The organism is Dyella sp. LX-66, assembly GCF_018599165.1.
Taxonomy (GTDB): domain Bacteria; phylum Pseudomonadota; class Gammaproteobacteria; order Xanthomonadales; family Rhodanobacteraceae; genus Dyella_D; species Dyella_D marensis.
Map to the genome: position 1 here is coordinate 18,903 of NZ_JAHFVJ010000014.1, position 23,849 is coordinate 42,751.

The 23,849-nt window shown below is 67.2% G+C and carries 16 protein-coding genes; 12 read left to right on the forward strand and 4 right to left on the reverse strand.

What is annotated here, in order from left to right:
* Positions 1–212: 212 nt before the first annotated feature.
* Genes carA through greA form a run of 3 tightly spaced genes read left to right on the forward strand, consistent with a single transcriptional unit; the run spans position 213 to position 5,042 of the window.
* On the forward strand, positions 213–1,340 hold the full coding sequence (gene carA / locus KK141_RS20095) for a glutamine-hydrolyzing carbamoyl-phosphate synthase small subunit (protein ID WP_214571897.1): 1,128 nt from the start codon (positions 213–215) through the stop codon (positions 1,338–1,340).
* A 1-nt stretch (position 1,341) separates the two neighbouring features.
* Positions 1,342–4,569: a carbamoyl-phosphate synthase large subunit gene (carB, locus tag KK141_RS20100; RefSeq protein WP_214571895.1), complete on the forward strand. Its 3,228-nt coding sequence runs from the start codon at positions 1,342–1,344 to the stop codon at positions 4,567–4,569.
* A complete protein-coding gene (greA, locus tag KK141_RS20105) occupies positions 4,566–5,042 on the forward strand; it encodes a transcription elongation factor GreA (RefSeq protein WP_214571890.1) in 477 nt (158 codons plus the stop codon). The genes carB and greA overlap by 4 nt, the downstream gene beginning before the upstream one ends.
* Before the next feature lie 274 nt (positions 5,043–5,316).
* Here greA and ykgO read toward each other — a convergent pair whose 3' ends face one another.
* The 4 genes from ykgO to KK141_RS20125 all read right to left on the reverse strand — a co-directional run bounded on the left by ykgO (position 5,317) and on the right by KK141_RS20125 (position 9,000).
* Complete coding sequence (ykgO, locus tag KK141_RS20110; RefSeq protein WP_008215056.1) at positions 5,317–5,442, reverse strand: type B 50S ribosomal protein L36; 126 nt, start codon at positions 5,440–5,442, stop codon at positions 5,317–5,319.
* A gap of 76 nt (positions 5,443–5,518) precedes the next feature.
* Positions 5,519–6,433, reverse strand: coding sequence for a LysR substrate-binding domain-containing protein (locus tag KK141_RS20115; RefSeq protein ID WP_214571889.1), 915 nt, complete (start codon positions 6,431–6,433; stop codon positions 5,519–5,521).
* Between the two features lie 231 nt (positions 6,434–6,664).
* Complete coding sequence (locus KK141_RS20120; protein WP_214571887.1) at positions 6,665–8,677, reverse strand: NADPH-dependent 2,4-dienoyl-CoA reductase; 2,013 nt, start codon at positions 8,675–8,677, stop codon at positions 6,665–6,667.
* 62 nt (positions 8,678–8,739) lie between these two features.
* The gene (locus KK141_RS20125) at positions 8,740–9,000 is read right to left on the reverse strand and encodes an acyl-CoA-binding protein (RefSeq protein ID WP_168649542.1); all 261 of its coding nucleotides are present in this window, start codon (positions 8,998–9,000) and stop codon (positions 8,740–8,742) included.
* A 106-nt stretch (positions 9,001–9,106) separates the two neighbouring features.
* Between KK141_RS20125 and cmk the strand changes: the two genes are divergently transcribed.
* The 9 genes from cmk to KK141_RS20170 all read left to right on the forward strand — a co-directional run bounded on the left by cmk (position 9,107) and on the right by KK141_RS20170 (position 23,770).
* Positions 9,107–9,787 carry a (d)CMP kinase gene (gene cmk / locus KK141_RS20130; RefSeq protein WP_214571886.1) on the forward strand — a complete coding sequence of 227 codons (681 nt, stop codon included), beginning with the start codon at positions 9,107–9,109 and terminating at the stop codon, positions 9,785–9,787.
* Positions 9,788–9,952: 165 nt separating this feature from the next.
* Complete coding sequence (rpsA, locus tag KK141_RS20135) at positions 9,953–11,626, forward strand: 30S ribosomal protein S1 (RefSeq protein WP_167257681.1); 1,674 nt, start codon at positions 9,953–9,955, stop codon at positions 11,624–11,626.
* A 69-nt stretch (positions 11,627–11,695) separates the two neighbouring features.
* On the forward strand, positions 11,696–12,007 hold the full coding sequence (locus KK141_RS20140; protein WP_026634345.1) for an integration host factor subunit beta: 312 nt from the start codon (positions 11,696–11,698) through the stop codon (positions 12,005–12,007).
* Positions 12,008–12,167: 160 nt separating this feature from the next.
* On the forward strand, positions 12,168–12,428 hold the full coding sequence (locus KK141_RS20145; RefSeq protein ID WP_167257680.1) for a LapA family protein: 261 nt from the start codon (positions 12,168–12,170) through the stop codon (positions 12,426–12,428).
* Positions 12,425–13,597: a lipopolysaccharide assembly protein LapB gene (gene lapB / locus KK141_RS20150; RefSeq protein ID WP_167257679.1), complete on the forward strand. Its 1,173-nt coding sequence runs from the start codon at positions 12,425–12,427 to the stop codon at positions 13,595–13,597. Before KK141_RS20145 ends, lapB begins: the two co-directional genes overlap by 4 nt.
* 7 nt (positions 13,598–13,604) lie before the next feature.
* Complete coding sequence (locus tag KK141_RS20155; protein WP_345777599.1) at positions 13,605–14,654, forward strand: glycosyltransferase family 4 protein; 1,050 nt, start codon at positions 13,605–13,607, stop codon at positions 14,652–14,654.
* Positions 14,641–16,536, forward strand: coding sequence for a nucleoside-diphosphate sugar epimerase/dehydratase (locus tag KK141_RS20160; protein ID WP_214571885.1), 1,896 nt, complete (start codon positions 14,641–14,643; stop codon positions 16,534–16,536). The genes KK141_RS20155 and KK141_RS20160 overlap by 14 nt, the downstream gene beginning before the upstream one ends.
* Entirely contained in the window at positions 16,537–17,412 is an 876-nt protein-coding gene (gene galU, locus KK141_RS20165; RefSeq protein WP_214571884.1) for a UTP--glucose-1-phosphate uridylyltransferase GalU, read from the forward strand.
* A 334-nt stretch (positions 17,413–17,746) separates the two neighbouring features.
* Positions 17,747–23,770 (forward strand): alpha-2-macroglobulin, encoded by a 6,024-nt coding sequence (locus KK141_RS20170; RefSeq protein WP_214571883.1) that lies wholly within the window; start codon positions 17,747–17,749, stop codon positions 23,768–23,770.
* The last annotated feature ends 79 nt before the right edge of the window (positions 23,771–23,849 follow it).

Sequence of the window (23,849 nt, forward strand, 5' to 3'; positions counted from 1 at the left end):
CGTGTGCATCTCCATTGGAACGGGCGCTAGTGTAGCGCCTGTCCTGTCATCCGGCGGACAAGAACACGCCACGTTCACGGTTGTTTTCGGTGGACAGAACAGGCCTTCGCACCTATCATTGCGACCCGCCCAAAGACTTTCCTCGACCAAGGTCCACAAGCCAGCTAGTAGCGGCTTGCGGACTTTGCTGCACCTAAAAGGCGGCCCCCTCCATGCCTATTCCCGCTCTGCTTGCCCTCGAAGACGGCAGCGTATTTCACGGCCACGCCGTGGGTGCGACTGGTGAAACCGTCGGCGAGGTGGTCTTCAACACCGCCATGACCGGCTACCAGGAGATCCTCACCGATCCCTCGTACTCGCGTCAGATCGTCACCCTGACCTACCCGCACATCGGCAACACCGGCGTCAACGCCGAGGACGCCGAGTCGCTGGCCGTGCACGCCGCCGGTCTGATCGTGCGCGACGTGCCGCGCCGCGCGAGCAACTGGCGCAGCACCGAAAGCCTGCCGGACTACCTCAAGCGCCACGGCATCGTGGCGATCGCCGGCATCGACACCCGCCGCCTCACCCGCATCCTGCGCGACAAGGGCGCGCTGGCCGGCTGCATCGTCGCCGGCGAGCACGCCGACGCCGAGGCCGCGCTGGCCAAGGCGCGCGCCTTCCCGGGCCTCAACGGCATGGACCTGGCCAAGGTGGTCAGCGTGACCAAGCCCTACGCCTGGAAGGAAGGCACCTACGATCTGGACCGCCAGGCCTTCGAACAGCCGGCCACGCGCTTCAAGGTGGTGGCCTACGACTACGGCGTGAAGCTCAACATCCTGCGCCTGCTCGCCGCGCAGGGCTGCGACATCACCGTGGTGCCGGCGCAGACGCCCGCCGCCGAGGTGCTGGCGATGAAGCCGGACGGCGTGTTCCTGTCCAACGGCCCCGGCGACCCGGCGGCCTGCGACTACGCGGTGGCCGCCACGCGTCAATTCCTGGACGCGAAGATCCCGCTGTTCGGCATCTGCCTGGGCCACCAGATCATGGGCCTGGCGCTGGGCGCCAAGACCTTGAAGATGAAGTTCGGCCACCACGGCGCCAACCATCCGGTGAAGGACCACGACGACGGCCGCGTGCTGATCACCTCGCAGAACCACGGCTTCGCGGTCGACCCGGCCACCTTGCCGGCCAACGTGCGCGTCACCCACAGCTCGCTGTTCGACGGCTCGCTGCAGGGCTTCGCGCTCACCGACCGCCCGGCGTTCTGCTTCCAGGGCCATCCGGAAGCCAGCCCCGGCCCGCACGACATCGGTTACCTCTTCGAACGTTTCGCCCAGCTGATGCAGGAGTCCCGCTGAGATGCCCAAGCGCACAGACATCAAGAGCATCCTGATCATCGGCGCCGGCCCGATCGTGATCGGCCAGGCCTGCGAGTTCGACTACTCCGGCGCGCAGGCCTGCAAGGCGCTGAAGGAAGAGGGCTACCGGGTGATCCTGGTGAACTCCAACCCCGCCACGATCATGACCGACCCGGAAACCGCCGACGCGGTCTACATCGAGCCGATCAACTGGCAGACGGTGGAACGCATCATCGCCAAGGAGCGCCCGGACGCGGTGCTGCCCACCATGGGCGGCCAGACCGGCCTCAATTGCGCGCTGGACCTGGCCGACAACGGCGTGCTGGAAAAGTACGGCGTGGAACTGATCGGCGCCTCGCGCGAAGCCATCCGCATGGCCGAGGACCGCGAGCTGTTCCGCATCGCCATGAAGGACATCGGCCTGGAATGCCCCAAGGCCGAAGTGGCCAGGACCTTCGAGCAGGCGCTGGACATCCAGGTCAAGGTGGGCTTCCCCACCATCATCCGCCCCAGCTTCACCCTGGGCGGTTCGGGCGGCGGCATCGCCTACAACAAGGAAGAATTCGAGGAGATCGCCAAGCGCGGCCTCGATCTCTCGCCCGTGCACGAAATCCTCGTCGAGGAATCGGTGCTGGGCTGGAAGGAATTCGAGATGGAAGTGGTCCGCGACAAGGCGGACAACTGCATCATCGTGTGCTCGATCGAAAACCTCGATCCGATGGGCGTGCACACCGGCGACTCGATCACCGTGGCGCCGGCGCAGACCCTCACCGACAAGGAATACCAGCGCCTGCGCGACGCCTCGATCGCCGTGCTGCGCAAGATCGGCGTGGACACCGGCGGCTCCAACGTGCAGTTCGGCATCAATGCCGAGGACGGCCGCGTGGTGGTGATCGAGATGAACCCGCGCGTGTCGCGCTCCTCGGCGCTGGCCTCCAAGGCCACCGGCTTCCCGATCGCCAAGATCGCGGCGAAGCTGGCCGTGGGCTACACGCTGGATGAGCTCAAGAACGACATCACCGGCGGCCTCACCCCGGCCTCGTTCGAGCCGACCATCGACTACGTGGTCACCAAGATTCCGCGCTTCGCCTTCGAGAAATTCCCCTCGGCCGATGCGCGCCTGACCACGCAGATGAAGTCGGTGGGCGAGGTGATGGCGATGGGCCGCACCTTCCACGAGTCGCTGCAGAAGGCGCTGCGCGGCCTGGAAATCGGCAAGACCGGGCTGAACCCGACCGGCGTGGATTTCACCAGCGACGAAGGCCTGGCCGCGCTCAAGCGCGAGCTGCGCGAGCCGCGCCCGGACCGCGTGTTCCACCTGGGCGACGCGTTCCGCGCCGGCCTGTCGCTGGAAGAGGTGTACGGCCTCAGCCGCGTGGATCCGTGGTTCCTCGCTGCGTTCGAAGATATCGTGCTGACCGAGAACGAAGTGCAGGCGCAGGGCATCAGCGCGCTGGACGCACTGCGCATGCGCGAGTTGAAGCGCATGGGCTTCTCCGACGCGCGCATCGCGGAACTGACCGACACCGACGAAGCCGCCGTGCGCCACCTGCGCCGCACCCTGGGCGTGCGCCCGGTGTACAAGCGCGTGGATTCCTGCGCCGCCGAATTCGCCACCACCACGGCCTACATGTACTCGACCTACGAGGAAGAGTGCGAGGCCAACCCGACCAGCCGCGACAAGATCATGGTGCTGGGCGGCGGTCCGAACCGCATCGGCCAGGGCATCGAGTTCGACTACTGCTGCGTGCATGCGGCGCTGGCGCTGCGCGAGGACGGGTTCGAGACCATCATGGTCAACTGCAACCCGGAAACCGTGTCCACCGACTACGACACCTCCGACCGCCTGTACTTCGAGCCGCTGACGCTGGAAGACGTGCTGGAGATCGTCGATCTCGAAAAGCCCAAGGGCGTGATCGTGCAGTACGGCGGCCAGACCCCGCTGAAGCTGGCGCGCGCGCTCGAAGCGGCCGGTGCGCCGGTGATCGGCACCTCGCCGGACTCGATCGACCTGGCCGAGGACCGCGAGCGCTTCCAGCAGATGATCGAGAAGATCGGCCTGAAGCAGCCGCCGAACCGCACCGCGCGCAACGCCGACGAGGCGCTGGCGCTGGCGCGCGAGATCGGCTACCCGCTGGTGGTGCGCCCGAGCTACGTGCTGGGCGGCCGCGCGATGGAAATCGTCTACGGCGACGCCGATCTCTCGCGCTACATCCGCGAGGCGGTGCAGGTCTCCAACGATTCGCCGGTGCTGCTGGACCGCTTCCTCGACCACGCGGTCGAGGTGGACGTGGACATCATTGCCGACGCCGAAGGCAACGTGCTGGTCGGCGGCATCATGGAGCACATCGAGGAGGCCGGCGTGCATTCCGGCGACTCGTCCTGCTCGCTGCCGCCGTATTCGCTCTCCAAGGAAGTGCAGGACGAGCTGCGCCGCCAGTCCGCGCTGATGGCGCGGGAGCTGAAGGTGATCGGCCTGATGAACACCCAGTTCGCCATCCAGGGCGACACCGTGTTCATCCTTGAAGTGAATCCGCGCGCCTCGCGCACGGTGCCGTTCGTGTCCAAGGCCACCGGCGTGCCGCTGGCCAAGATCGCCGCGCGCGCTATGGCCGGCCGCACGCTGACCGCGCAGGGCACCACCAAGGAAGTGATCCCGTCGTACTACTCGGTGAAGGAAGCGATCTTCCCGTTCCTGAAGTTCCAGAACGTGGACCCGATCCTCGGCCCCGAGATGCGTTCCACCGGCGAGGTGATGGGCGTGGGCCGCAGCTTCGGCGCCGCCTTCGCGCGCGGCCACGACGCCGCCGGCATCAAGACGCCGCCGAAGGGCAAGGTGTTCGTGTCGGTGCGCGATGCCGACAAGGACCGCCTGCTGCCGGTGGCCAAGGATGCCGTGTCGCGCGGCTTCAGCCTGGTCGCCACCGAAGGCACGGCCGCGTACCTGGCCGGGCATGGCGTGGCCTGCGAGCGCATCAACAAGGTGGCCGAAGGCCGCCCGCATATCGTCGACCTGATCAAGAACGGCGAGATCGTCTATATCGTCAACACCACCGAGGGCAAGCAGGCGATCGCCGACTCGTTCTCGATCCGCCGCGAAGCCCTGCAGCATCGCGTCACCTACTCAACCACCGTCGCCGGTGCCCGTGCACTGGTGCATTCGCTGGACTACCACGGCGCCGGTGAAGTGCACAGCTTGCAGGAGCTGCACAAGGAGCTCAAAGCATGAGTCGCGCCCCTATCACCAAACTGGGTTCCGAGCGCCTGCGCGCGGAACTGGAGCGGCTGAAGTCCGTGGACCGGCCGCGCATCATCGCGGCCATCGCCGAGGCGCGCGCGCACGGCGACCTGAAGGAAAACGCCGAGTACCACGCGGCGCGCGAGCAGCAGAGCTTCACCGAGGGACGCATCGCCGAACTCGAAGCCGCGCTGTCCACCGCCGAGGTGATCGACGTCACGCGCCTCAACCCCGGTTCGCGCGTGGTGTTCGGCGCCATCGTGGACCTGGAAGACGAGGACAGCGGCGAGGCGGTGACCTACCAGATCGTCGGCGACCTGGAGGCGGACATCAAACAGCGCCTGATCGCGGTGTCTTCGCCGATCGCCCGTGCGCTGATCGGCAAGAGCGCCGAGGACAGCTTCGAGTTCCAGGCGCCGAATGGGACGAAGCGGTATGTGATTATCGGGGTGCGTTACAACTGACGTGGCTGGGGGCGCGAGGTTTTCCTCGCGCCCCTCAGCCCGTCATCCCGGCGCAGGCCGGGATCCAGTAGCGAGGCGCTCGATAGAGCACGAACGCCACAAGCTCAGCTCTTGAAGTCAGTAGCGACCACCGGACGGTGTCGCTACTGGATCCCGGCCTGCGCCGGGATGACGCTGGATGGGATGGCGATGCAATCTGGATACGCCGACAAAATCCAGGCAATAAAAAAGGGCCGCGAATGCGGCCCTTTTTATGACTCGTCGCAGCTGAAACTCAGCGCTGACGGGCCTTGAAACGCGGGTTGCTCTTGCAGATCACGAACACCTTGCCGCGACGGCGCACAACCTTGCAGTCACGGTGCCGCTGCTTGGCGGACTTCAAAGAGGAAAGCACCTTCACGGCCAGCTCCTGACACTAACGGGAAAAGACAAGCTCGCAAGTGTAGCCGCTTGATTGCCCTGGAACAAGTACGTCTTCACAACAAATTCGGTACGGAGCGCGCTTCGGCCACCAGGGATAGGAACTGGGCCAGCACCGGGGAGGCGTCGTCGCGGCGGCTGGCCACGGCCAGCAGCATGTAGGCGTCCGGGTCTTCCAGTTCTACGTAGCTGACTCCGGCCAGGGCCACCGAGCACATCGAGGCGGGGATCAGCGCCAGCCCCATGCCCGCCGCCACCAGCATCAGCAAGCCATTGATCTGCTGGGCGTGCTGGCGGATCAGCGGGTGGAAATCGGCCTTGGCGGCGATCAGGGTCAGGCGGTCGTACAAGGTGGCGGCCAGCTCGCGCGGCTGCACCACGAACGGGGCGTCGGCCACTTCGCGCAGCCAGATCTTGCGGCGCGCAGCCAGCGGATGCTCGGAGGGCAGGGCCAGCAGCAGGGGTTCGCGGTCGATCTCGTCGATGCGCAGGGTGTGGGTGTCCGCCTCGTGCTTGGGCAGGTCGCGCACGAAGCCCACGTCCAGCTCGCCAGCCAGCAGGGCGGCGAACTGCGGCTCGGTATACATCTCGCTGAGGATCACCCGCACGTGCGGTGCGTGGCGCCCGTAGCGCAGCAGGGTCTGGGGCAGGGAAGGGTGGAAGGTCACCGACACGGTGTAGGCCAGCCGCAGCTGCCCGCTGAAGCCAGCCGCGGCCTGCGAGACCTGGCTGCGCGCCTCGTCCGCCTTGGCCAGGATCTGCCGGGCCTGTTCCAGGAACACGCGGCCGGGTTCGGTCAGGGCCACGTTGCGCTTGTCGCGGTCGAGCAGGCGCACGCCCAGGTCCGCTTCCAGCGCCTGGATCTGCTGGGACAGCGGCGGCTGGGAGATATGCAGGCGCTGCGAGGCCCGGGTGAAGCTGAGTTCCTCGGCCACGGCGACGAAGTAGCGGAGCTGGCGGAAATCGAACATATAGGGTTTACATATAAGAATCGTCCGAAATATATATTGGCCGATGCGGTCTGTCGAACCTATGCTTCCGTTCGTCCCGCCACCGTCCCCTCCCCCCAGGTGGCGGCGACCCTCGCCCCGCAGCGACGCTACCCCCGCGATACCCGGCCCCCTCCCCCTGGCCCGCTATCGACGCGTCGTCTAGCGGGGCGCTTTCTTTTCTGCTCCCCGGAAACGCGACTGACCAGTCCCTCAGAGGGTGCTGGCCAGGCGCGTGCCCTGGGCGATCGCGCGCTTCGCATCCAGTTCGGCCGCCACGTCGGCGCCGCCGATCACATGCGCGGCGATGCCGGCGGCGAGCAGGGCGTCGGCGAGCTCGCGCAGCGGTTCCTGGCCGGCGCAGACGATCACGTGGTCGACCGGCAGCAGTTGCGACTTGCCATCGACGGTGATGTGCAGGCCAGCTTCGTCGAGGCGGTCGTAGCTGACCCCGCCCAGCATCGCCACCTGCTTGTTCTTCAGCGTGGCGCGGTGCACCCAGCCGGTGGTCTTGTTGAGGCGTGCGCCGGGGCGGCCTTCGGAGCGCTGCATCAGCCAGATCTGCCGCGCCGGTTTTTCCGGCGCCGCGGCGAGCAGGCCGCCGCGCGCATCGAGCCGCATGTCCACGCCCCATTCGCGCGTCCAGCGCACCACGTCGGTGGTCGGCGAGGGCGCGTGCTCGGCCAGGAATTCCGCCACGTCGAAGCCGATGCCGCCGGCGCCGATGATGGCCACGCGCTGGCCGACGGGACGGTTGTGCGCAAGCACGTCCAGGTAGCTCAGCACGCGCGCATCGTCGCTGCCCGGAAAGGCCACCTTGCGCGGCGCGATGCCGGTGGCGATCACCACCTCGTCATAGCCGCGCAGCGCTTCCACATCGGCCTTGGTGCGCAGGCGCAAGGTCACGCCGAGATCCGCCAGGCGATGGCGGAAATAGCGCAGCGTCTCGTGGAATTCCTCCTTGCCGGGAATCCGCTTCGCATAGTTGAACTGGCCGCCGATTTCCTCGGCCCGGTCGATCAGGGTCACGTCGTGGCCGCGCTCCGCCAGCGTGCTGGCGCAGGCCATGCCGGCGGGGCCGGCGCCGACCACGGCGATGCGCTTGCGCTGCGCGGCCGGGGTGATCGGCAGTTCGGTTTCGTGGCAGGCGCGCGGATTCACCAGGCAGCTGGCGCGCTTGTTCTGGAACACGTGGTCGAGGCAGGCCTGGTTGCAGGCGATGCAGGTGTTGATGCGGTCGGCGCGCCCGGTGCTGGCCTTCTTGGCCCAGTCAGGATCGGCCAGCAGCGGCCGCGCCATCGACACCATGTCGGCATCGCCCTCGGCCAGGATGCGCTCGGCCACGTCGGGCATGTTGATGCGGTTGGTGGTGATCAGCGGAATGCCGACCTCGCCCTTGAGCTTGCGCGTGACCCAGGCAAAGCCGGCGCGCGGCACGCTGGTGACGATGGTCGGGATGCGCGCCTCGTGCCAGCCGATACCGGTATTGATGATGCTGGCGCCGGCGGCTTCGACGGCCTTGGCCAGGGTGACGATCTCGTCCCAGTCCTGGCCCTGTTCGACCAGGTCCAGCATCGACAGGCGATAGATGATGATGAAATCGCGGCCCACCGCTTCGCGCATGCGGCGCACGATCTCGACCGGAAAACGCATGCGCCCGGCCGCGCTGCCGCCCCAGCGGTCGCTGCGGCGGTTGGTGCGCTCGACCAGGAACTGGTTGATCAGGTAACCCTCCGAACCCATCACCTCGACGCCGTCGTAGCCGGCCTCGCGCGCCAGCTGCGCGCAGCGCACGAAGTCGGCGATGGTGCGCTCGACGCCGCGTGAAGAGAGGCCGCGCGGCGTGAAGGGTGTGATCGGCGATTTCAGCTTGGACGGCGCCACCGACAGCGGGTGATAGCCGTAGCGCCCGGCATGCAGGATCTGCATGCACAGCTTGCCGCCTTCCGCTTGCACCGCCCGCGTCAGCTTGCGGTGCCGCGCCACGTGCCAGGGCATGGACAGGCGTCCGCCGAAGGGTTTCAGCCAGCCCTCGATGCTGGGCGCGATGCCGCCGGTGACCATCAGGCCGACGCCGCCGCGGGCGCGCTCGGCGAAGTACGCGGCGAGCTTGTCGTAGTCGGCGGCCTTGTCCTCCAGGCCCGTATGCATCGAGCCCATCAGGATGCGGTTGGGCAGGGTGGTGTGGCCCAGGTCGAGCGGTGCGAAGAGGTGGGGGTAGTCCATACGGCCCGGTCGGTTCAAACGGTCGTATGAATGTGCCCGCTGGGCGGGCTCAAAAGCAAGGCTCAGGCGAGCAGCTGGCGCACCAGGGCGATGTAGCGGCGCATGGCGTCTTCGCGGGAACTGCCGCGCAGCTTGGCCCAGGCCTCGTATTTGGCGGTGCCGACGAAGTCGAAGAAGCCCGGCACGGTGCCGTGCACGTCGCCCTCCGAACCCTGCTTGTAGAGGGCGTAGAGCTTGAGCAGGGTGTCGTTGTCCGGGCGCTCGCCCAGCCCCTGGACGTCCTCGGCGGCTTGCTGGAACTCGCTTTGAAGATCGTCGCTCATGGATGGGCTTGGGCACGCGGCAGGACGGAGGCGGCCGGCTAGATAGCATGCGCTCCGGGTGGGGTCAACGCGTTAACATAGTGGTTTGCCTGCCGCCGGAGCCCCCATGAGTCCCTCGACCCCCGTTCCCGTGCTGACCATCGACGGGCCCTCGGGATCCGGGAAAGGCACCATCAGCCGGCTCGTGGCCGAGCACCTGGGCTGGCGCCTGCTCGATTCCGGCGCGCTCTACCGCGCGGTCGGCTACGCCGCCGGCATGGAGGGGCTGGACCTGTCCGACGCCGAGGCCGTGACCCGCTGCGCCCAGCACGTGAAGATCCGCTTCCAGGCCGCCCCGGACGGCGGCGACACCCACGTGCTGGTCAACGGCCACGACGCCACCGACGAGCTGCGCACCGAGACCGCTGGCGCGGCGGCCTCGGCCATTGCCTCGATCCCCTCGGTGCGGGCCGCCCTGGTCGACCTGCAGCTGGGTTTCCGCAAGGCGCCGGGCCTGGTCGCCGACGGGCGCGACATGGGCACCGTGATCTTCCCGGACGCCGCCTACAAGGTGTTCCTGACCGCCAGCGCCGCCGAAAGGGCGAAAAGGCGCTATAAACAGTTGAAAGCAAAGGGTCTCAGCGTTACACTCTCCGGCCTTCAGCGAGAGATTGAAGCGCGCGATGCCAGGGATGCCTCCCGGACCGTCGCGCCGCTCAAGCCCGCCGACGATGCGGTCCTGGTGGATACCACCGGCATGGGCATCGACGACGTCGTCGCGAAAGTACTTGCCGTCCTGCAGCCCTAGGGTTGCGCGAAGGCATTAAGGCGCCCCGCCGCGAGCGGGGTTTTGGTCAACGGTGCCGAAGGGGATCCTCCTCTGTAGACACCCACAACCGGTGGGCCGATCCACATTGCGCAAACTTTCCCATGCGCGCGGTGGAGCAGGCCTTTTCTCATTTCTGGAATCAACATGACTGAAAGTTTTGCCGAGCTGTTTGAACAGAGCCAACAGGCCATCTCCAAGCTGAAGCCGGGCGCGATCGTCAGCGGCATCGTTGTGGAAATCCGCAACGACGTCGTCGTGATCAACGCCGGCCTCAAGAGCGAAGGCATCGTCCCGATCGAGCAGTTCAAGGACGAGAGCGGCACGCTCGAGGTGCAGGTGGGCGACGAAGTAAAGGTCGCTCTCGACGCGCTGGAAGACGGCTTCGGCGAGACCAAGCTCTCCCGCGAGAAGGCCAAGCGCTCCATGGTGTGGGACGACCTGGAAGCCGCCTTCGAGAAGGAAGAGACCATCACCGGCAAGATCTCCGGCAAGGTCAAGGGCGGTTTCACCGTCGACATCAAGGACGTCCGCGCGTTCCTGCCGGGTTCCCTGGTCGACGTGCGCCCGGTCCGCGATCCGGTGTACCTCGAGGGCAAGGACCTCGAGTTCAAGATCATCAAGCTCGACCGCAAGCGCAACAACGTGGTCGTCAGCCGCCGCGCCGTCGTCGAGACCGAGTTCTCCGAGGAGCGCGAGAAGCTGCTTGAGCGCCTGACCGAAGGCGCGGTGGTCAAGGGCACGGTCAAGAACCTCACCGACTACGGCGCGTTCGTGGACCTGGGCGGTATCGACGGCCTGCTGCACATCACCGACATGGCGTGGAAGCGCGTGCGCCACCCGTCCGAAGTCGTCAACGTCGGCGACGAGCTGGACGTGCGCGTGCTGAAGTACGACCGCGAGCGCAACCGCGTGTCGCTGGGCCTGAAGCAGCTGGGCGACGACCCGTGGGTCGCCATTGCCCGCCGCTACCCGGTCGGCAGCCGCCTGTTCGGCAAGGTCTCCAACGTTACCGACTACGGCTGCTTCGTCGAGATCGAGCCGGGCGTGGAAGGCCTGGTCCACGTGTCCGAGATGGACTGGACCAACAAGAACGTCAACCCGGCCAAGGTGGTGCAGGTCGGCGACGAGACCGAAGTGATGGTGCTGGACGTGGATGAAGAGCGTCGCCGCATCTCGCTGGGTATCAAGCAGACCCGCTCGAACCCGTGGGAAGCTTTCGCCGCCATGCACAAGAAGGGCGACAAGGTGTCGGGCCAGATCAAGTCGATCACCGACTTCGGCATCTTCATCGGCCTGGACGGCGGCATCGACGGCCTGGTCCACCTGTCCGACATCTCCTGGCAGGGCACCGGCGAAGACCTCGTGCGCAACTTCAAGAAGGGCGACGAGATCGAGGCCGTGGTGCTGGCGGTGGATCCGGAGCGCGAGCGCATCTCCCTCGGCATCAAGCAGATGGAGCAGGACCCGTTCGGCCAGTTCATGGCGACCAACCCGCGCGGCACCATCGTCAACGGCACCGTGAAGGAAGTCGACGCGAAGGGTGCGGTGATCGACCTGGGCGAGGGCGTGGAGGGTTACATCCGCGCCAACGACATCGCCAAGGAGCGCATCGACGACGCCACCCAGCACCTGAAGGTGGGCGACAAGGTCGAAGCCAAGTTCACCGGCATGGACCGCAAGGGTCGCCAGCTGCAGCTCTCCATCCGCGCCAAGGATGAAGAAGATCTGCAGGACGCGATGCAGGAGTACTCGTCGGCTTCCGGCGGTACCACCAAGCTCGGCGCCCTGCTGAAAGAGCAGCTGAACAAGGCCGACTAAGCAACACTCGCAAGACACGGGGCGGCGTTCGCCGCCCCGTGGTTCCATCGTCACGGACATTGGGGACCCATGACCAAATCCGAATTGATCGAAGCGCTGGCACGGCGCCAGACCCATCTGGCCTTCAGCGACGTCGAGCTGGCCGTCAAGAGCGTCATCGAGCAGATGAGCAACGCGCTTTCCCACGGCGAACGCATCGAAGTCCGCGGTTTCGGCAGCTTCGCGCTGCACTACCGCCCGCCGCGCATGGGCCGCAATCCCAAGACCGGCGAAGCGGTGGCCCTGCCGGGCAAGCACGTGCCGCATTTCAAGCCGGGCAAGGAATTGCGCGAACGCGTCAACCAGGCTCTGGCCGAAGCGGAAGCGGCTTCCGCGGCTTAAAGGCTTCAGGCCAGGCAAGTGATGAAGGCAGGCGGCGTCGAGCCGGTCCTGCCTTCTTTTTTGTCTGTGCGTCGTGAATGCGAAAACCTGCGCACACCGCATGAACACTGGCCTCGCGGACGCCTGTGCCGGTAGGCATCAATCGGTTAAAGTCCCGGGCATGCGATTGATCGTCACGCTCGTTCTCCTGCTCTTCATCGCCGCCGGCGTGGCGCTGGGCGCGCTCAATGCCGACCTCGTCGGCTACGACCTCGGCTTCGCACGCTTCCAGCTGCCCAAGGGCGCGGCCCTGCTCGCCGCGATGGCCGTGGGCTGGCTGCTGGGCGGGCTGACGGCATGGCTGGGCACCAGCGCGCGGCATCGCCGCCAGCGCCGGCAGAGCGCCCGCGGCACGGATTCCAAGCTCCCCGCCGACGCATGATCGCCCTCTATGTGCTGGCCCTGCTGATCCCGGTCGCCTTCATCAGTGGCTGGTGGACCGCCCGGAGCGCCGGAGCGAAACGCTCGGGCGCGCAGGTCAGCGAGCTTTCCTCCGACTACTTCCGCGGCCTGAACTACCTGCTCAACGAAGAGCAGGACAAGGCGATCGAAGTCTTCCTGCGCCTGGCGGAATACAACCGCGACACGGTGGAAACGCATCTCGCCCTGGGCAATCTGTTCCGCCGCCGCGGCGAAGTGGATCGCGCGATCCGCCTGCACCAGCATCTGGTCTCGCGCCCGGGCCTGTCCGATGCGATGAAGACCGTCGCACTGCTGGAACTGGGCGAGGACTACATGCGCGCCGGCCTGCTCGACCGCGCCGAAACGCTGTTCTCCGACCTGGTGGCGATGGATGCGCACGCGCCGTCCGCGCTGCGCCATCTGATCGCGATCTACCAGCACGAGCGCGACTGGCACAAGGCGATCGAACACGCGCGCCGTCTCGAAGCCATGACCGGCGAAGACGAGGCCGGCATGATCGCGCAGTTCTATTGCGAACTGGCCGAACAGGCCCGCCAGCACGGCGCGCGCCAGGACGCCCGCGAATACCTGCGCCAGGCCTTCGCCTGCCAGCACGACAGCGTGCGCGCCTTCATGCTCACCGGCCGCCTGCATGCGGAAGAGGGCGAGCACGGCAAGGCCATCGAGGCCTACGAGGCGGCGGTGGAAGCGGATATCGCCTTCGTGCCGGAAATCCTGCCGCCGCTGCTCAACAGCTACGCGCGCTCGCAGCAGATGGAACGCGCCGAGCGTTTCCTGCGCGACATCCTGGAGCGCTACCACGGCATCTCGCCGGTGCTCGCGCTCACCCGCCTGTACCAGCAGCGCGATGGCGAGCGCACCGCGATCGACTTCCTCACCTCGCAGCTGCGCCAGCGTCCTTCGGTGCGCGGCCTGATGGCGTTGATCGACGCCACCATGGACAAGGTCGAGGGCGAGGCGCGCGAGAACTTCCTGATCCTGCGCGACCTCACCAAGAAGCTGCTGGAAGGCCAGGCCATGTACCGCTGCAGCCGCTGCGGCTTCGGCGCCAAGGCGCACCACTGGCAATGCCCCAGCTGCAAGAGCTGGAGCACGATCCGCCCGATCCACGGCGTCGCCAACGAGTGAGGCCGCGATGATGACGCCCCTCGTGCTGGCCTCAGGAATGGTGCTGGCTTCGCTGATCCTTGCCCTGGTGATCGTGCTCGCCGCCATCGCCTATGCGCGCTGGCGCGGCATGCTCGACCACCCCGGCCAGCGCCGCTCGCATTCCATTCCCACCCCGCGCGGCGGCGGCATCGGCATGGTGGCCGCCGTGCTGGCGACCTCGCCGTGGGCGCTGCTGCTGTTCGCGCCGGCCTGGCCATGGCAGGTGGCGCTCGCCTTTGCGCTGGGCACCGTGCTGGTGGCCGCGATCGGCTGGTGGGACGACCATCATTCGCTGCCCGTGCTGCCGCGCCTGGGCGTGCAGCTGGGCGCCAGCCTGCTGTTCGGCTGCGCGCTGATCGCGGGGGCGCCGGCCCTGGGCGAGGTGTCCTGGCTGTGGCTGCCGCTGCTGGTGCTGGGCGGCGCCTGGAGCATCAACCTGCACAACTTCATGGACGGCATCGACGGCATCCTGGCCCAGCAATGCCTGTTCGTGGCAGTGGGGCTGGCCCTGCTGGCCGGCGGGGCGGGGCAGCCGGCCCTGGCCGTGTCCGCCGCCTGCCTGGCGGCCGCCGCGCTGGGTTTCTGGTGCTACAACCGGCCGCGGGCGGCCATCTTCATGGGCGACGTGGGCAGCGGCACCCTGGGTTTCCTGCTGTTCGCCCTGACCGCGCTGCTGTGGCGGGTCGACCAGGCCCTGGTCTGGCCGGCCGTGATCCTGAGTTCATCCTTCGTAACGGACGCCAGCCTTACCCTGCTGAACCGTTTCCTGAAGGGACGGCGCTGGTACGCCCCGCATCGCGAACACCTGTATCAATGGCTGGTTCGCAGCGGCTTTTCGCACGCCAGGGGGGATGCGTGTTATCTGGCCTGGAATCTGCTGGTGGCGGCGCCGCTGGCGTGGCTGTCATGCTGCTGTCCGGGATGGGGATGGACCATGGGCGTCGTTACGTATTTGATCGCGGGCGCAGCTTGGGTGCTCGCCAAGCGCTACTGTCTGTGGCGCATCCAGCACAAGGCTAGACATGTCGCTACGTAAATTCATCGCTGTCATCCATCCGCGTGCGGCCGTGGTGCTGCACGATCTGCTGATGGCGGCGCTGGCCTGGTGGATCGCCAAGTCGCTGCGCTACGCCCTGGTGGGCGGCGTGTCGGTGCACTTCCACCTGCTGGAGTTCCCGCTGGTGCTGGCGGTGCAGGGCCTGGTGCTGAACTGGACCGGCCTGTACCGCGGCTTGTGGCGCTTCGCCAGCCTGCCGGACCTGTGGAACATCCTGCGCGCCACGGTCATCGGCTCGCTCGCCATCGGCCTGATCCTGTTCCTCTACAACCGCCTGGAAGACGTGCCGCGCTCGGTGCTGCTGGTCTATCCGGTGGTGCTGTCCATGCTGCTCGGCGGCCCGCGCCTGGCCTACCGCTTCTGGAAGGACAGCCGCATCGACATGTTCCAGTCGCAGCCGGTGCAGCGCGTGCTGATCGTCGGCGCCGACCGCGCCGGCGAGGCGCTGGCGCGCGACCTGCACCGCGACAGCCGCTACGCCGTGGTCGGCTTCGTCGATGACCACGACAGCCTGCGCGGCGCCAGCATCAACGGCCGCCCGGTGCTGGGCCGGGTGGAGCTGCTGCCGGAGCTGGCGCGCGAAGTGGCCGCGCAGATGCTGCTGATCGCCATGCCCGGCGCCTCCACCGAGGAAATGCGCCGCGTGGTCGAGCTGTGCGACCAGACCGGCCTGCCGTACCGCACCGTGCCCAAGCTCGAGGACGTGGTCGCCGGCCGCGCCCAGTTCAACGAGATCAAGGAAGTCGCCATCGAGGACCTGCTCGGCCGCGACGCGGTGGAGCTGGACTGGACGGCCATCCGCGAAACCCTCACCGGCAAGCGCGTGCTGGTCACCGGCGGCGGCGGCTCGATCGGTTCGGAACTGTGCCGGCAGGTGGCGCGCCTGGGCGCGCAGTCGCTGTGCGTGGTGGACAACGGCGAGTTCAACCTCTACCAGATCACGCAGGAACTGCGCCTGGAATTCCCCGAGCTGCTGTTCGACCCGATCCTGGCCGATTGCGGCGACCCCGCCGCCATGACGCGCCTGTTCGTCGAATACAAGCCGCAGGTGGTGTTCCACGCCGCCGCCTACAAGCACGTGCCGCTGCTGCAGGGGCAATTGCGTTCCGCCTTCCGCAACAACGTGCTGGCCTCGCGCAACATGGCGGACCTGGCCGACCGCCACCACGTCGAATGCTTCGTGCTGATCTCCACCGACAAGGCGGTCAATCCCACCAGCGTGATGGGCGCCTGCAAGCGCATCGCCGAGATCTGGTGCCAGAACCTCGATGCGAGCTCCGCCACGCGCTACATCACCGTGCGCTTCGGCAACGTGCTCGATTCGGCAGGCTCCGTGGTGCCGCTGTTCCGCAAGCAGATCCGCGCGGGCGGCCCGGTCACCATCACGCACCCGGAAATCTCGCGCTACTTCATGACCATCCCGGAGGCCTGCCAGCTGATCCTGCAGGCAGCCAGCCTGGGCAAGGGCGGCGAGATCTTCGCGCTGGACATGGGCGAGCCGGTGAAGATCCGCGACCTCGCCGAGCAGATGATCCGCCTGGCCGGCAAGAAGCCCGGCACCGAGATCCCCATCGTGTTCACCGGTTTGCGTTCCGGCGAGAAGCTGTTCGAGGAACTGTTCCATCCGCTGGAAAACTACACGGCGACCGCGCACGCCAAGATCTTCCTGGCGCAGTACCGCCAGGTCAGCTGGGACCTGCTGCAGGCCCAGCTGGTGAAGGCGTCCGAAGCCACGGTCGCCTACGATGAAGAAACCCTCAGGCGCTGCGTGTCCAGCCTGCTGCCCTCGTTCCGCTGGAGCGATGTGGCGCAGCCGGACAACGTGGTGTCGATCCGTCGCAACGAATCAGGAGAGAAGTGAGTGAGCAAGCCTCTGCGCAAGGTGGTGTTTCCCGTGGCGGGCCTGGGCACGCGTTTCCTGCCGGCCACCAAGGTGGTCGCCAAGGAAATGCTGCCGGTGCTGGACAAGCCGCTGATCCAGTACGCGGTGGATGAAGCCGTCGATGCCGGCGCCGACACCCTGGTGTTCGTCACCAACCGCTACAAGCACGCCATCGCCGACTACTTCGACAAGTCCTACGAACTGGAAGCGAAGCTGCAGGAGAAGGGCAAGGACGAACTGCTCGCCCTGGTGCAGGGCACCTTGCCGCGCAACGTGCGCGCCATCTTCGTCACCCAGCCCGAGGCGCTGGGCCTGGGCCACGCGGTGCTGTGCGCCAAGCCGGTGGTCGGCGACGAGCCGTTCGGCGTGATCCTTCCGGACGACCTGATCTGGAACAAGGGCAAGGGCGCGCTGGGTCAGATGGCCGAGCTGGCGCAATCGCAAGGCGCCGGCGGCGTGATCGCCGTTGAGGAAGTGCCGCAGAACGACACCGACAAGTACGGCATCGTCGACGCCACCCCGATCGATGCGCGCAGCGCGCAGATCCGCCACATGGTGGAAAAACCCAAGCCGTCCGAGGCGCCGTCCAATCTCGCCGTGGTCGGCCGCTACGTGCTGCCGGGCCGCATCTTCGAGCTGCTGGAAAAGACCACGCCGGGCGCCGGCGGCGAGATCCAGCTGACCGACGCGATCGACGCCCTGCTCAAGGAACAGGGCAAGGTGCTGGCCTACCGCTTCGAAGGCACCCGCTTCGACTGCGGCAACAAGGCCGGCCTGGTGCGCGCGACCATGCACATGGCGCTGCAGGATCCGAAGCTGGCGCCGGTAGTGCGCGAGCTGCTCGCCGGCCTCTGACGCCAGTAACGGCAGCCATGGCGTAGGTTGGGGTGAGCCGAAGGCGAACCCCAACGTGGTGGCCGGAAGGAAAGACATGCGTTGGGGTTCGCCTTCGGCTCACCCCAGCCTACGCCGGTCAAACTGCAGGCATTCGGCCGCCCACATCCCACCGCCGCCATGCCACAATCCCATCAGCATTCCGCCAGGAATCGCAGGCAGGATGCGTCAAGGGGAAAGACCTGATCACGACGCTGTTCCACTCGCTGGAGCGGCTTTGTCGCATGCGGGTTCCGGCCCGGGGGCGGCCTAGCGCCGTCTTGCGTCTTCATCGGATGAATTGCCAGGAAGCATTATGGATTTGCTGCGGTTTCTGCTCTCGTTGCCCCTGCGCCTGCTGCGCGGCCTGCTCTATGTGATCGCGCTGCTGCTGCGGCCGCTGATCGGCAACGTGTCCTGGTCCGCGCCGGGCTGGGTGCCCGCCACGGGCGCCTTCGTCAAGCGCAAGCCGCTGCAGTCGGCCGGGCTGCTGGTCGGCGTGGTGGCGCTGGCGGCGGGCGGCTGGTTCGGCTGGGAGTGGTACAAGAACCGCCCCAAGCCCATCGAACCCACCCGCATCACCTTCGAGGTGAGCAAGCCGTCCATCACCAACTACACCGCGCAGACCATCAGCTACGACGCGCTCACCGTGCGCTTCTCGCGCTCGGCGGCGCCGCTGGAAGGGGTCGGCAAGCCGGTCACCACCGGCGTGGTGATGGATCCGGTGATGAAGGGGCAGTGGACCTGGCAGGACGACCGCACCCTGCGCTTCGCCCCCACCGAGGACTGGCCGGTCGGCAAGCACTTCGAAGTGCGCTTCGACATCCCCAAGATGTTCGCGCCGCACGTGCTGATGGCCGACGACCATTTCAGCTTCGACACCGAACCCTTCGTGGTGAAGTTCGGCCGCGGCGAGTTCTTCCAGGACCCGCAGGACGCCACCGCCAAGAAGACCATCCAGCCGGTGAGCTTCAACTATCCGGTGGACACCGCGCAGTTCGAAAAGCGCATCGCGCTCACGCTCAGCCAGAAGGGCAGCGCCGACAGCGATCTCAAGTTCACCGTCGTGTACGACCCCTACAAGCTGCAGGCCTGGATCCACTCCCAGCCGCTGGCCCTGCCGCGCGACGACGGCGCGGTGAAGTACGCGCTCGACAAGGGCGTACGCAGCCTGCGCGGCGGCGACGCCTACAAGGAAAAACTCGACACCGCGGTGAAGGTGCCGGGCCTGTACAGCCTCACCATCGACGACATCTCGCCCACCCTGGTCGACAACGACAAGTACGAGCCCGAGCAGGTGCTGGTGATGGGCGTCAGCGGTACGGTGCGCGACAGCGAGCTGGCCGGCCTGACCAAGGCCTGGATCCTGCCGAACCGCAATCCGAAGGTGGACCAGTCCGACGACGACTCGCCGTATCCGTGGGACGTCTCCCAGGTCAGCGAAGACCTGCTGCGCAAGTCGCAGCCGCTCAAGCTGGAACTGGTGCCGACCGAGAACGAATACGAAGCCGGCCAGAGCTTCAAGTTCCACGCCGAACCCGGCCAGCGCATCTACGTGCGCGTGGAAAAAGGCCTGAAGTCGTTCGGCGGCTACATCCTGGGCCAGCCCAAGGTGCAGGCGCTGACCGTGCCGGACTACCCCAAGCTGCTGCGCTTCATGGCCGACGGCTCGCTGCTGTCGCTCAGCGGCAGCAAGCGCATCTCGGTGGTGTCGCGCAATCTGCCCGGCATGCGGGTGGAAGTGGGCCGCGTGCTGCCGGACCAGCTGCAGCACCTGGTCAGCCTCAACGAAGGCAACTACGCGCATCCGTCGCTCAACTACGCTTTCAGCGAAGACCACATCGTCGACCGCTTCGAGCAGAAGCGCAGCTTCCCCAAGGGCGACCCGGGCAAGGCGCATTACGAGGGCGTGGATCTCGCGCAGTATCTGAAGGACGGCAAGCGCGGCGTGTTCCTGCTGCATCTTTCCACCTACGACGCGGCCGCCGAGAAGAAGCGGGCCGATGCCGCCAAGGCGGCGGAGCAGGGGCCGGAAGCCGCGCCGCGCACCGCCGCGGCCGCGGATGAAGGCGCCGACGCGGAAGGCGAAGGCGAGGCCGAGGGCGACGCCGCCGAAGCCGACACCAGCACGCCCGACCCGGCCGACACCCGCCTAGTGGTGGTCACCGACCTCGGCATGCTGGTCAAGCGCGCCGTCGACGGCAGCCAGGACGTGTTCGTGCAGTCCATCCACGACGGGCAGCCGGTGGCCGGCGCCACCGTGTCGGTGCTGGCCGTGAACGGGCAGACCCTGTTCAGCGAAAGCACCGGCGCCGACGGCGTGGTGCACTTCCCCACGCTCAAGGGCCTGGAGCGCGAGAAGCGCCCGGTGCTGTACCTGGTGAAGAAGGGCGAGGATCTCTCCTTCCTGCCGATCGGCAGCTACGACCGCCAGCTCGATTATTCGCGCTTCGACATCGGCGGCGAGCGCAACGCCACCAACCAGGGCCAGCTGTCCAGCTACCTGTTCTCCGACCGCGGCATCTACCGCCCGGGCGACACCTTCCATATCGGCCTGATCGTGCGCGCCGCCAGCTGGACGCGCAGCGTGGCCGGCGTGCCGCTGCAGGCGGAGATCGTCGATCCGCGCGGCGTGACGGTGAAGCAACTGCCGATGAGCATGGACGCCAGCGGCTTCGGCGAACTCTCCTACGCACCGGCGGAAACCGCGCCTACCGGCACCTGGACGGTGAACCTGTACATCGTCAAGGACGGCAAGGCCGGCGCGCAGATCGGCAGCACCACCGTGCAGGTGAAGGAATTCCTGCCCGACCGCATGAAGGTCGAGGCCAAGCTGTCGCAGCAGGTGCCGGAAGGCTGGGTCAAGCCGGACCAGCTCAAGGGCCTGGTCGACGTGCAGAATCTGTTCGGCACCCCGGCGGAAAACCGCCGCGTCGAAGCCTCGCTCACCCTGCGTCCGGCCTGGCCGGCTTTCCGCAGCTGGCAGGACTACCACTTCTACGACGTGCGCCGCGCCAAGGAGGGCTACGAGGAAGCCCTGCAGGACGGCACCACCGACGACAAGGGCCATGCCGAATTCGCGCTGGACCTGAAGAAGTACGCCGACGCCACCTACCAGCTGTACTTCCTGGCCAAGGCCTATGAAGCCGAGGGCGGCCGCAACGTCGCCGCCGCCGCGCAGACCCTGGTCTCCAGCAACGACTGGCTGGTCGGCTACCGCGCCGCGGACAGCCTGGACTACGTCGGCCGCGGCTCGCCGCGCAGCGTGCACCTGGTGGCGATCGACAGCCACGCCAAGGCCACCGAAGTGAAGGACCTGCGCGCCGAGCTGATCGAGCGCCGCTATATCTCGGTGCTGACCAAGCAGGATTCGGGCGTCTACAAGTACCAGTCCAAGCTCAAGGAAATCGCCGTCACCGAAAAGCCGCTGACCCTTACGGCCGCCGGCATGGACTACGCGCTGCCTACCGACAAGCCGGGCAACTACGCCCTGGTGATCCTGCGCGGCAGCGACCGCGTCGAGGTCAACCGGGTGGACTTCTCGGTGGCCGGCGACGCCAACGTGTCGCGCTCGCTGGACCGCAACGCCGAGCTGCAGCTCAGCCTGAGCAAGCCGGACTACGCGCCGGGCGAAGCCGTCGAGATCGCCGTGCGCGCACCCTACGCGGGCAGCGGCCTGATCACCATCGAGCGCGACAAGGTCTACGCGCACGCCTGGTTCCATGCCGACACCACCAGCTCCGTGCAGCACATCACCGTGCCGGCGGACTTCGAAGGCAACGGCTACATCAACGTGCAGTACATCCGCGATCCGTCCTCGGACGAGATCTTCATGAGCCCGCTGAGCTATGGCGTGGTGCCGTTCTCGGTCAACCTCGATGCGCGCCGCAACGCCATCAAGGTCGACGCGCCCGCGCTGGTGAAGCCGGGCGAGACGGTGACCTTCAAGCTCAGCGCGCCGCAGCCGACCAAGGCGGTGGTGTTCGCGGTGGACGAAGGCATCTTGCAGGTGGCCCGCTACAAGCTGGGCGATCCGCTGAAGTTCTTCTTCCGCAAGCGCATGCTGGAAGTGGGCACCTCGCAGATCCTCGACCTGATCCTGCCGGACTTCGAGAAGCTGATGGCCATGGCCGCCCCCGGCGGCGACGCGGATGCGGCGATCGGCCGCCAGTTGAATCCCTTCAAGCGCAAGCGCGACAAGCCGGTGGCGTTCTGGTCCGGCATCGTCGACGTGGACGGCGAGAAGGAACTGACCTACCAGGTGCCGGACTACTTCAACGGCAAGCTGCGCGTGATGGCGGTCAGCGTGTCGCCGGATCGCGTCGGCACCTTCGAAGGCGCCACCACGGTGCGCGGCGATTTCGTGCTGTCGCCGAACGTGCCCACCACCCTGGCTCCCGGCGATGAGGCCGAAGTGAGCGTGGGCGTGGCCAACAACCTCACGGGCCTCGGCGGCAAGCCGGTGCCGGTGGCGGTGACGCTGAAGACCGGCCCGCAGCTGCAGGTGCTGGGCGAGGCCACGCAATCCTTGAGCCTGGGCGAGATGCGCGAAGGCGTGGCGCTGTTCCGCGTGAAGGCTACCGACAAGCTCGGCTCGGGCAATCTCAGCTTCAGCGCGGGCTATGGCGGCAAGTCGGCCAAGCAAAGTGTGGATCTGTCGGTGCGCCCGGCTTCGGCCTACCGCACCCAGGTCGACGTGGGCCGGGTCGATGCCGGCGCCAAGGCCGACCTGCCGGACCTGCGCAAGCTCTACGACGAATACGCCGCGCGCGACTCCGCCATCTCGCCGCTGCCGGTAGTGCTGGCGCAGGGCCTCACCAGCTACCTGGTGAACTACCAGAACTACTGCAGCGAGCAGATCATCAGCTCGGCCATGCCGCGCCTGGTGCTGCCGAAGTGGCCGGTGGTGCCGGTGTTCGCGCATGCGCTGCAGCCGGCCTTCGAAACGAAGAAGCTCAGCAACGAGGAGGCGCTGTCCAACTTCCTCGACGTGCTGCATTCGCGCCAGAACGGGCAGGGTGGCTTCGGCCTGTGGGCGGCCACGCCGGATGCCGAGCCGTTCGTGTCGGCCTATGCGATGAACTTCCTGATCGAAGCGCGCGACCGCGGCGTGAGCGTGCCGGCCGACATGTTCAATGCCGGCAACAACTACCTGCGCCAGCTCGCCGGCGACAACGGCATGGACTCGCTGGACAAGCTGCGCCAGCGCGCCTACGCCGTGTACCTGCTGACCCGCCAGGGCAATGTCACCACCAACGACCTGGCGGCCGTGCAGAAGCGCCTGCAGGATGCGTACCCGGACCAGTGGAAGAACGACCTGGCCGCGGCCTGGCTGGCCGCTTCGTACCAGCTGCTGAAGCAGGACAAGCAGGCCGCGCAGCTGATCGCCGGCCCGCAGAAGCTGCTGGAGCGCAACGACCGCGACAAGAACTACGTCTACGGCTACTACTACGACGCGCTGATCCGCGATTCCAGCGTGCTCTACGTGCTGGGCAAGCACTTCCCCGAGCGGGCGAAGAACCTGTCGCCGCGCGTGTGGGAGAACATCGGCTACGCGCTGTCGCACCGCTGGTACAACACGCTGTCCTCGTCGATGACCATCCTGGCGCTGGACGCCTACGCCAACGACGCGGCCGCCGACGTGGCCAAGCTCGGCATCGACGAAGTGCATGCCGACGGCAGCGTCAAGGCCATCGCCACCTTGCAGGGCAACCTGGTGCAGGCCGGCAGTTGGAGTGCCGCGGCAGCCCGCCTGCGCTACGTCAACGGCGGCTCGCTGCCGGCCTGGTACGTGGCCAGCCAGGGCGGCTACGACCGCGACGCGCCGGCCAAGGCGGTGAAGGACGGCATCGAGATCATCCGCGAATACACCGACACCAGCGGCAAGGCGCTGAGCGAGGTGAAGGTGGGCGAGGAGATCGACGTGCACGTGAAGATCCGCGCCACCCGCGACGAGGGCGTCTCCAACGTGGCCATCGTCGACCTGCTGCCCGGCGGCTTCGAGCCGGTGATCCAGCCGCCGCCGGAAGTGACCGACCACCAGGAAGACGGCAGCGAGCAGAACGATGCCGGCGGCGACAGCAAGGTCGACGCCAGCGCGTGGCGCTCGCCGATCGGCCTGTCCAGCTCCACCTGGACGCCGGAGTACGCGGACATCCGCGAGGACCGCGTGGTGATCTACGGCACCGCCACCCCGGACGTGCGCCAGTTCGTGTACCGCATCAAGGCCACCAACGCCGGCAAGTTCATCGTGCCGCCGGCGTACGGCGAGTCGATGTACGACCGCACGATCCAGGCGCGCTCGCCGGGTGGTACGACGTTGACGGTGAGCAAGCCGTAAGACCTATCGACCGGCGTAGGTTGGGGTGAGCGCAGCGAACCCCAACGTGGCGGCCACGCGGCCAGTCCCGTTGGGGTTC

Excerpts from the sequence above, each read along its gene's own strand:
- KK141_RS20145 (WP_167257680.1), top strand. The coding sequence starts at position 12,168 with ATGCGATTGATCGTCACGCTCGTTCTCCTGCTCTTCATCGCCGCCGGC.
- KK141_RS20170 (WP_214571883.1), top strand. The coding sequence starts at position 17,747 with ATGGATTTGCTGCGGTTTCTGCTCTCGTTGCCCCTGCGCCTGCTGCGC.
- cmk (WP_214571886.1), top strand. The coding sequence starts at position 9,107 with ATGAGTCCCTCGACCCCCGTTCCCGTGCTGACCATCGACGGGCCCTCG.
- KK141_RS20155 (WP_345777599.1), top strand. The coding sequence starts at position 13,605 with ATGATGACGCCCCTCGTGCTGGCCTCAGGAATGGTGCTGGCTTCGCTG.
- carB (WP_214571895.1), top strand. The coding sequence starts at position 1,342 with ATGCCCAAGCGCACAGACATCAAGAGCATCCTGATCATCGGCGCCGGC.
- KK141_RS20115 (WP_214571889.1), bottom strand. The coding sequence starts at position 6,433 with ATGTTCGATTTCCGCCAGCTCCGCTACTTCGTCGCCGTGGCCGAGGAA.
- rpsA (WP_167257681.1), top strand. The coding sequence starts at position 9,953 with ATGACTGAAAGTTTTGCCGAGCTGTTTGAACAGAGCCAACAGGCCATC.
- KK141_RS20160 (WP_214571885.1), top strand. The coding sequence starts at position 14,641 with ATGTCGCTACGTAAATTCATCGCTGTCATCCATCCGCGTGCGGCCGTG.
- KK141_RS20120 (WP_214571887.1), bottom strand. The coding sequence starts at position 8,677 with ATGGACTACCCCCACCTCTTCGCACCGCTCGACCTGGGCCACACCACC.
- greA (WP_214571890.1), top strand. The coding sequence starts at position 4,566 with ATGAGTCGCGCCCCTATCACCAAACTGGGTTCCGAGCGCCTGCGCGCG.
- KK141_RS20125 (WP_168649542.1), bottom strand. The coding sequence starts at position 9,000 with ATGAGCGACGATCTTCAAAGCGAGTTCCAGCAAGCCGCCGAGGACGTC.
- KK141_RS20140 (WP_026634345.1), top strand. The coding sequence starts at position 11,696 with ATGACCAAATCCGAATTGATCGAAGCGCTGGCACGGCGCCAGACCCAT.
- lapB (WP_167257679.1), top strand. The coding sequence starts at position 12,425 with ATGATCGCCCTCTATGTGCTGGCCCTGCTGATCCCGGTCGCCTTCATC.
- carA (WP_214571897.1), top strand. The coding sequence starts at position 213 with ATGCCTATTCCCGCTCTGCTTGCCCTCGAAGACGGCAGCGTATTTCAC.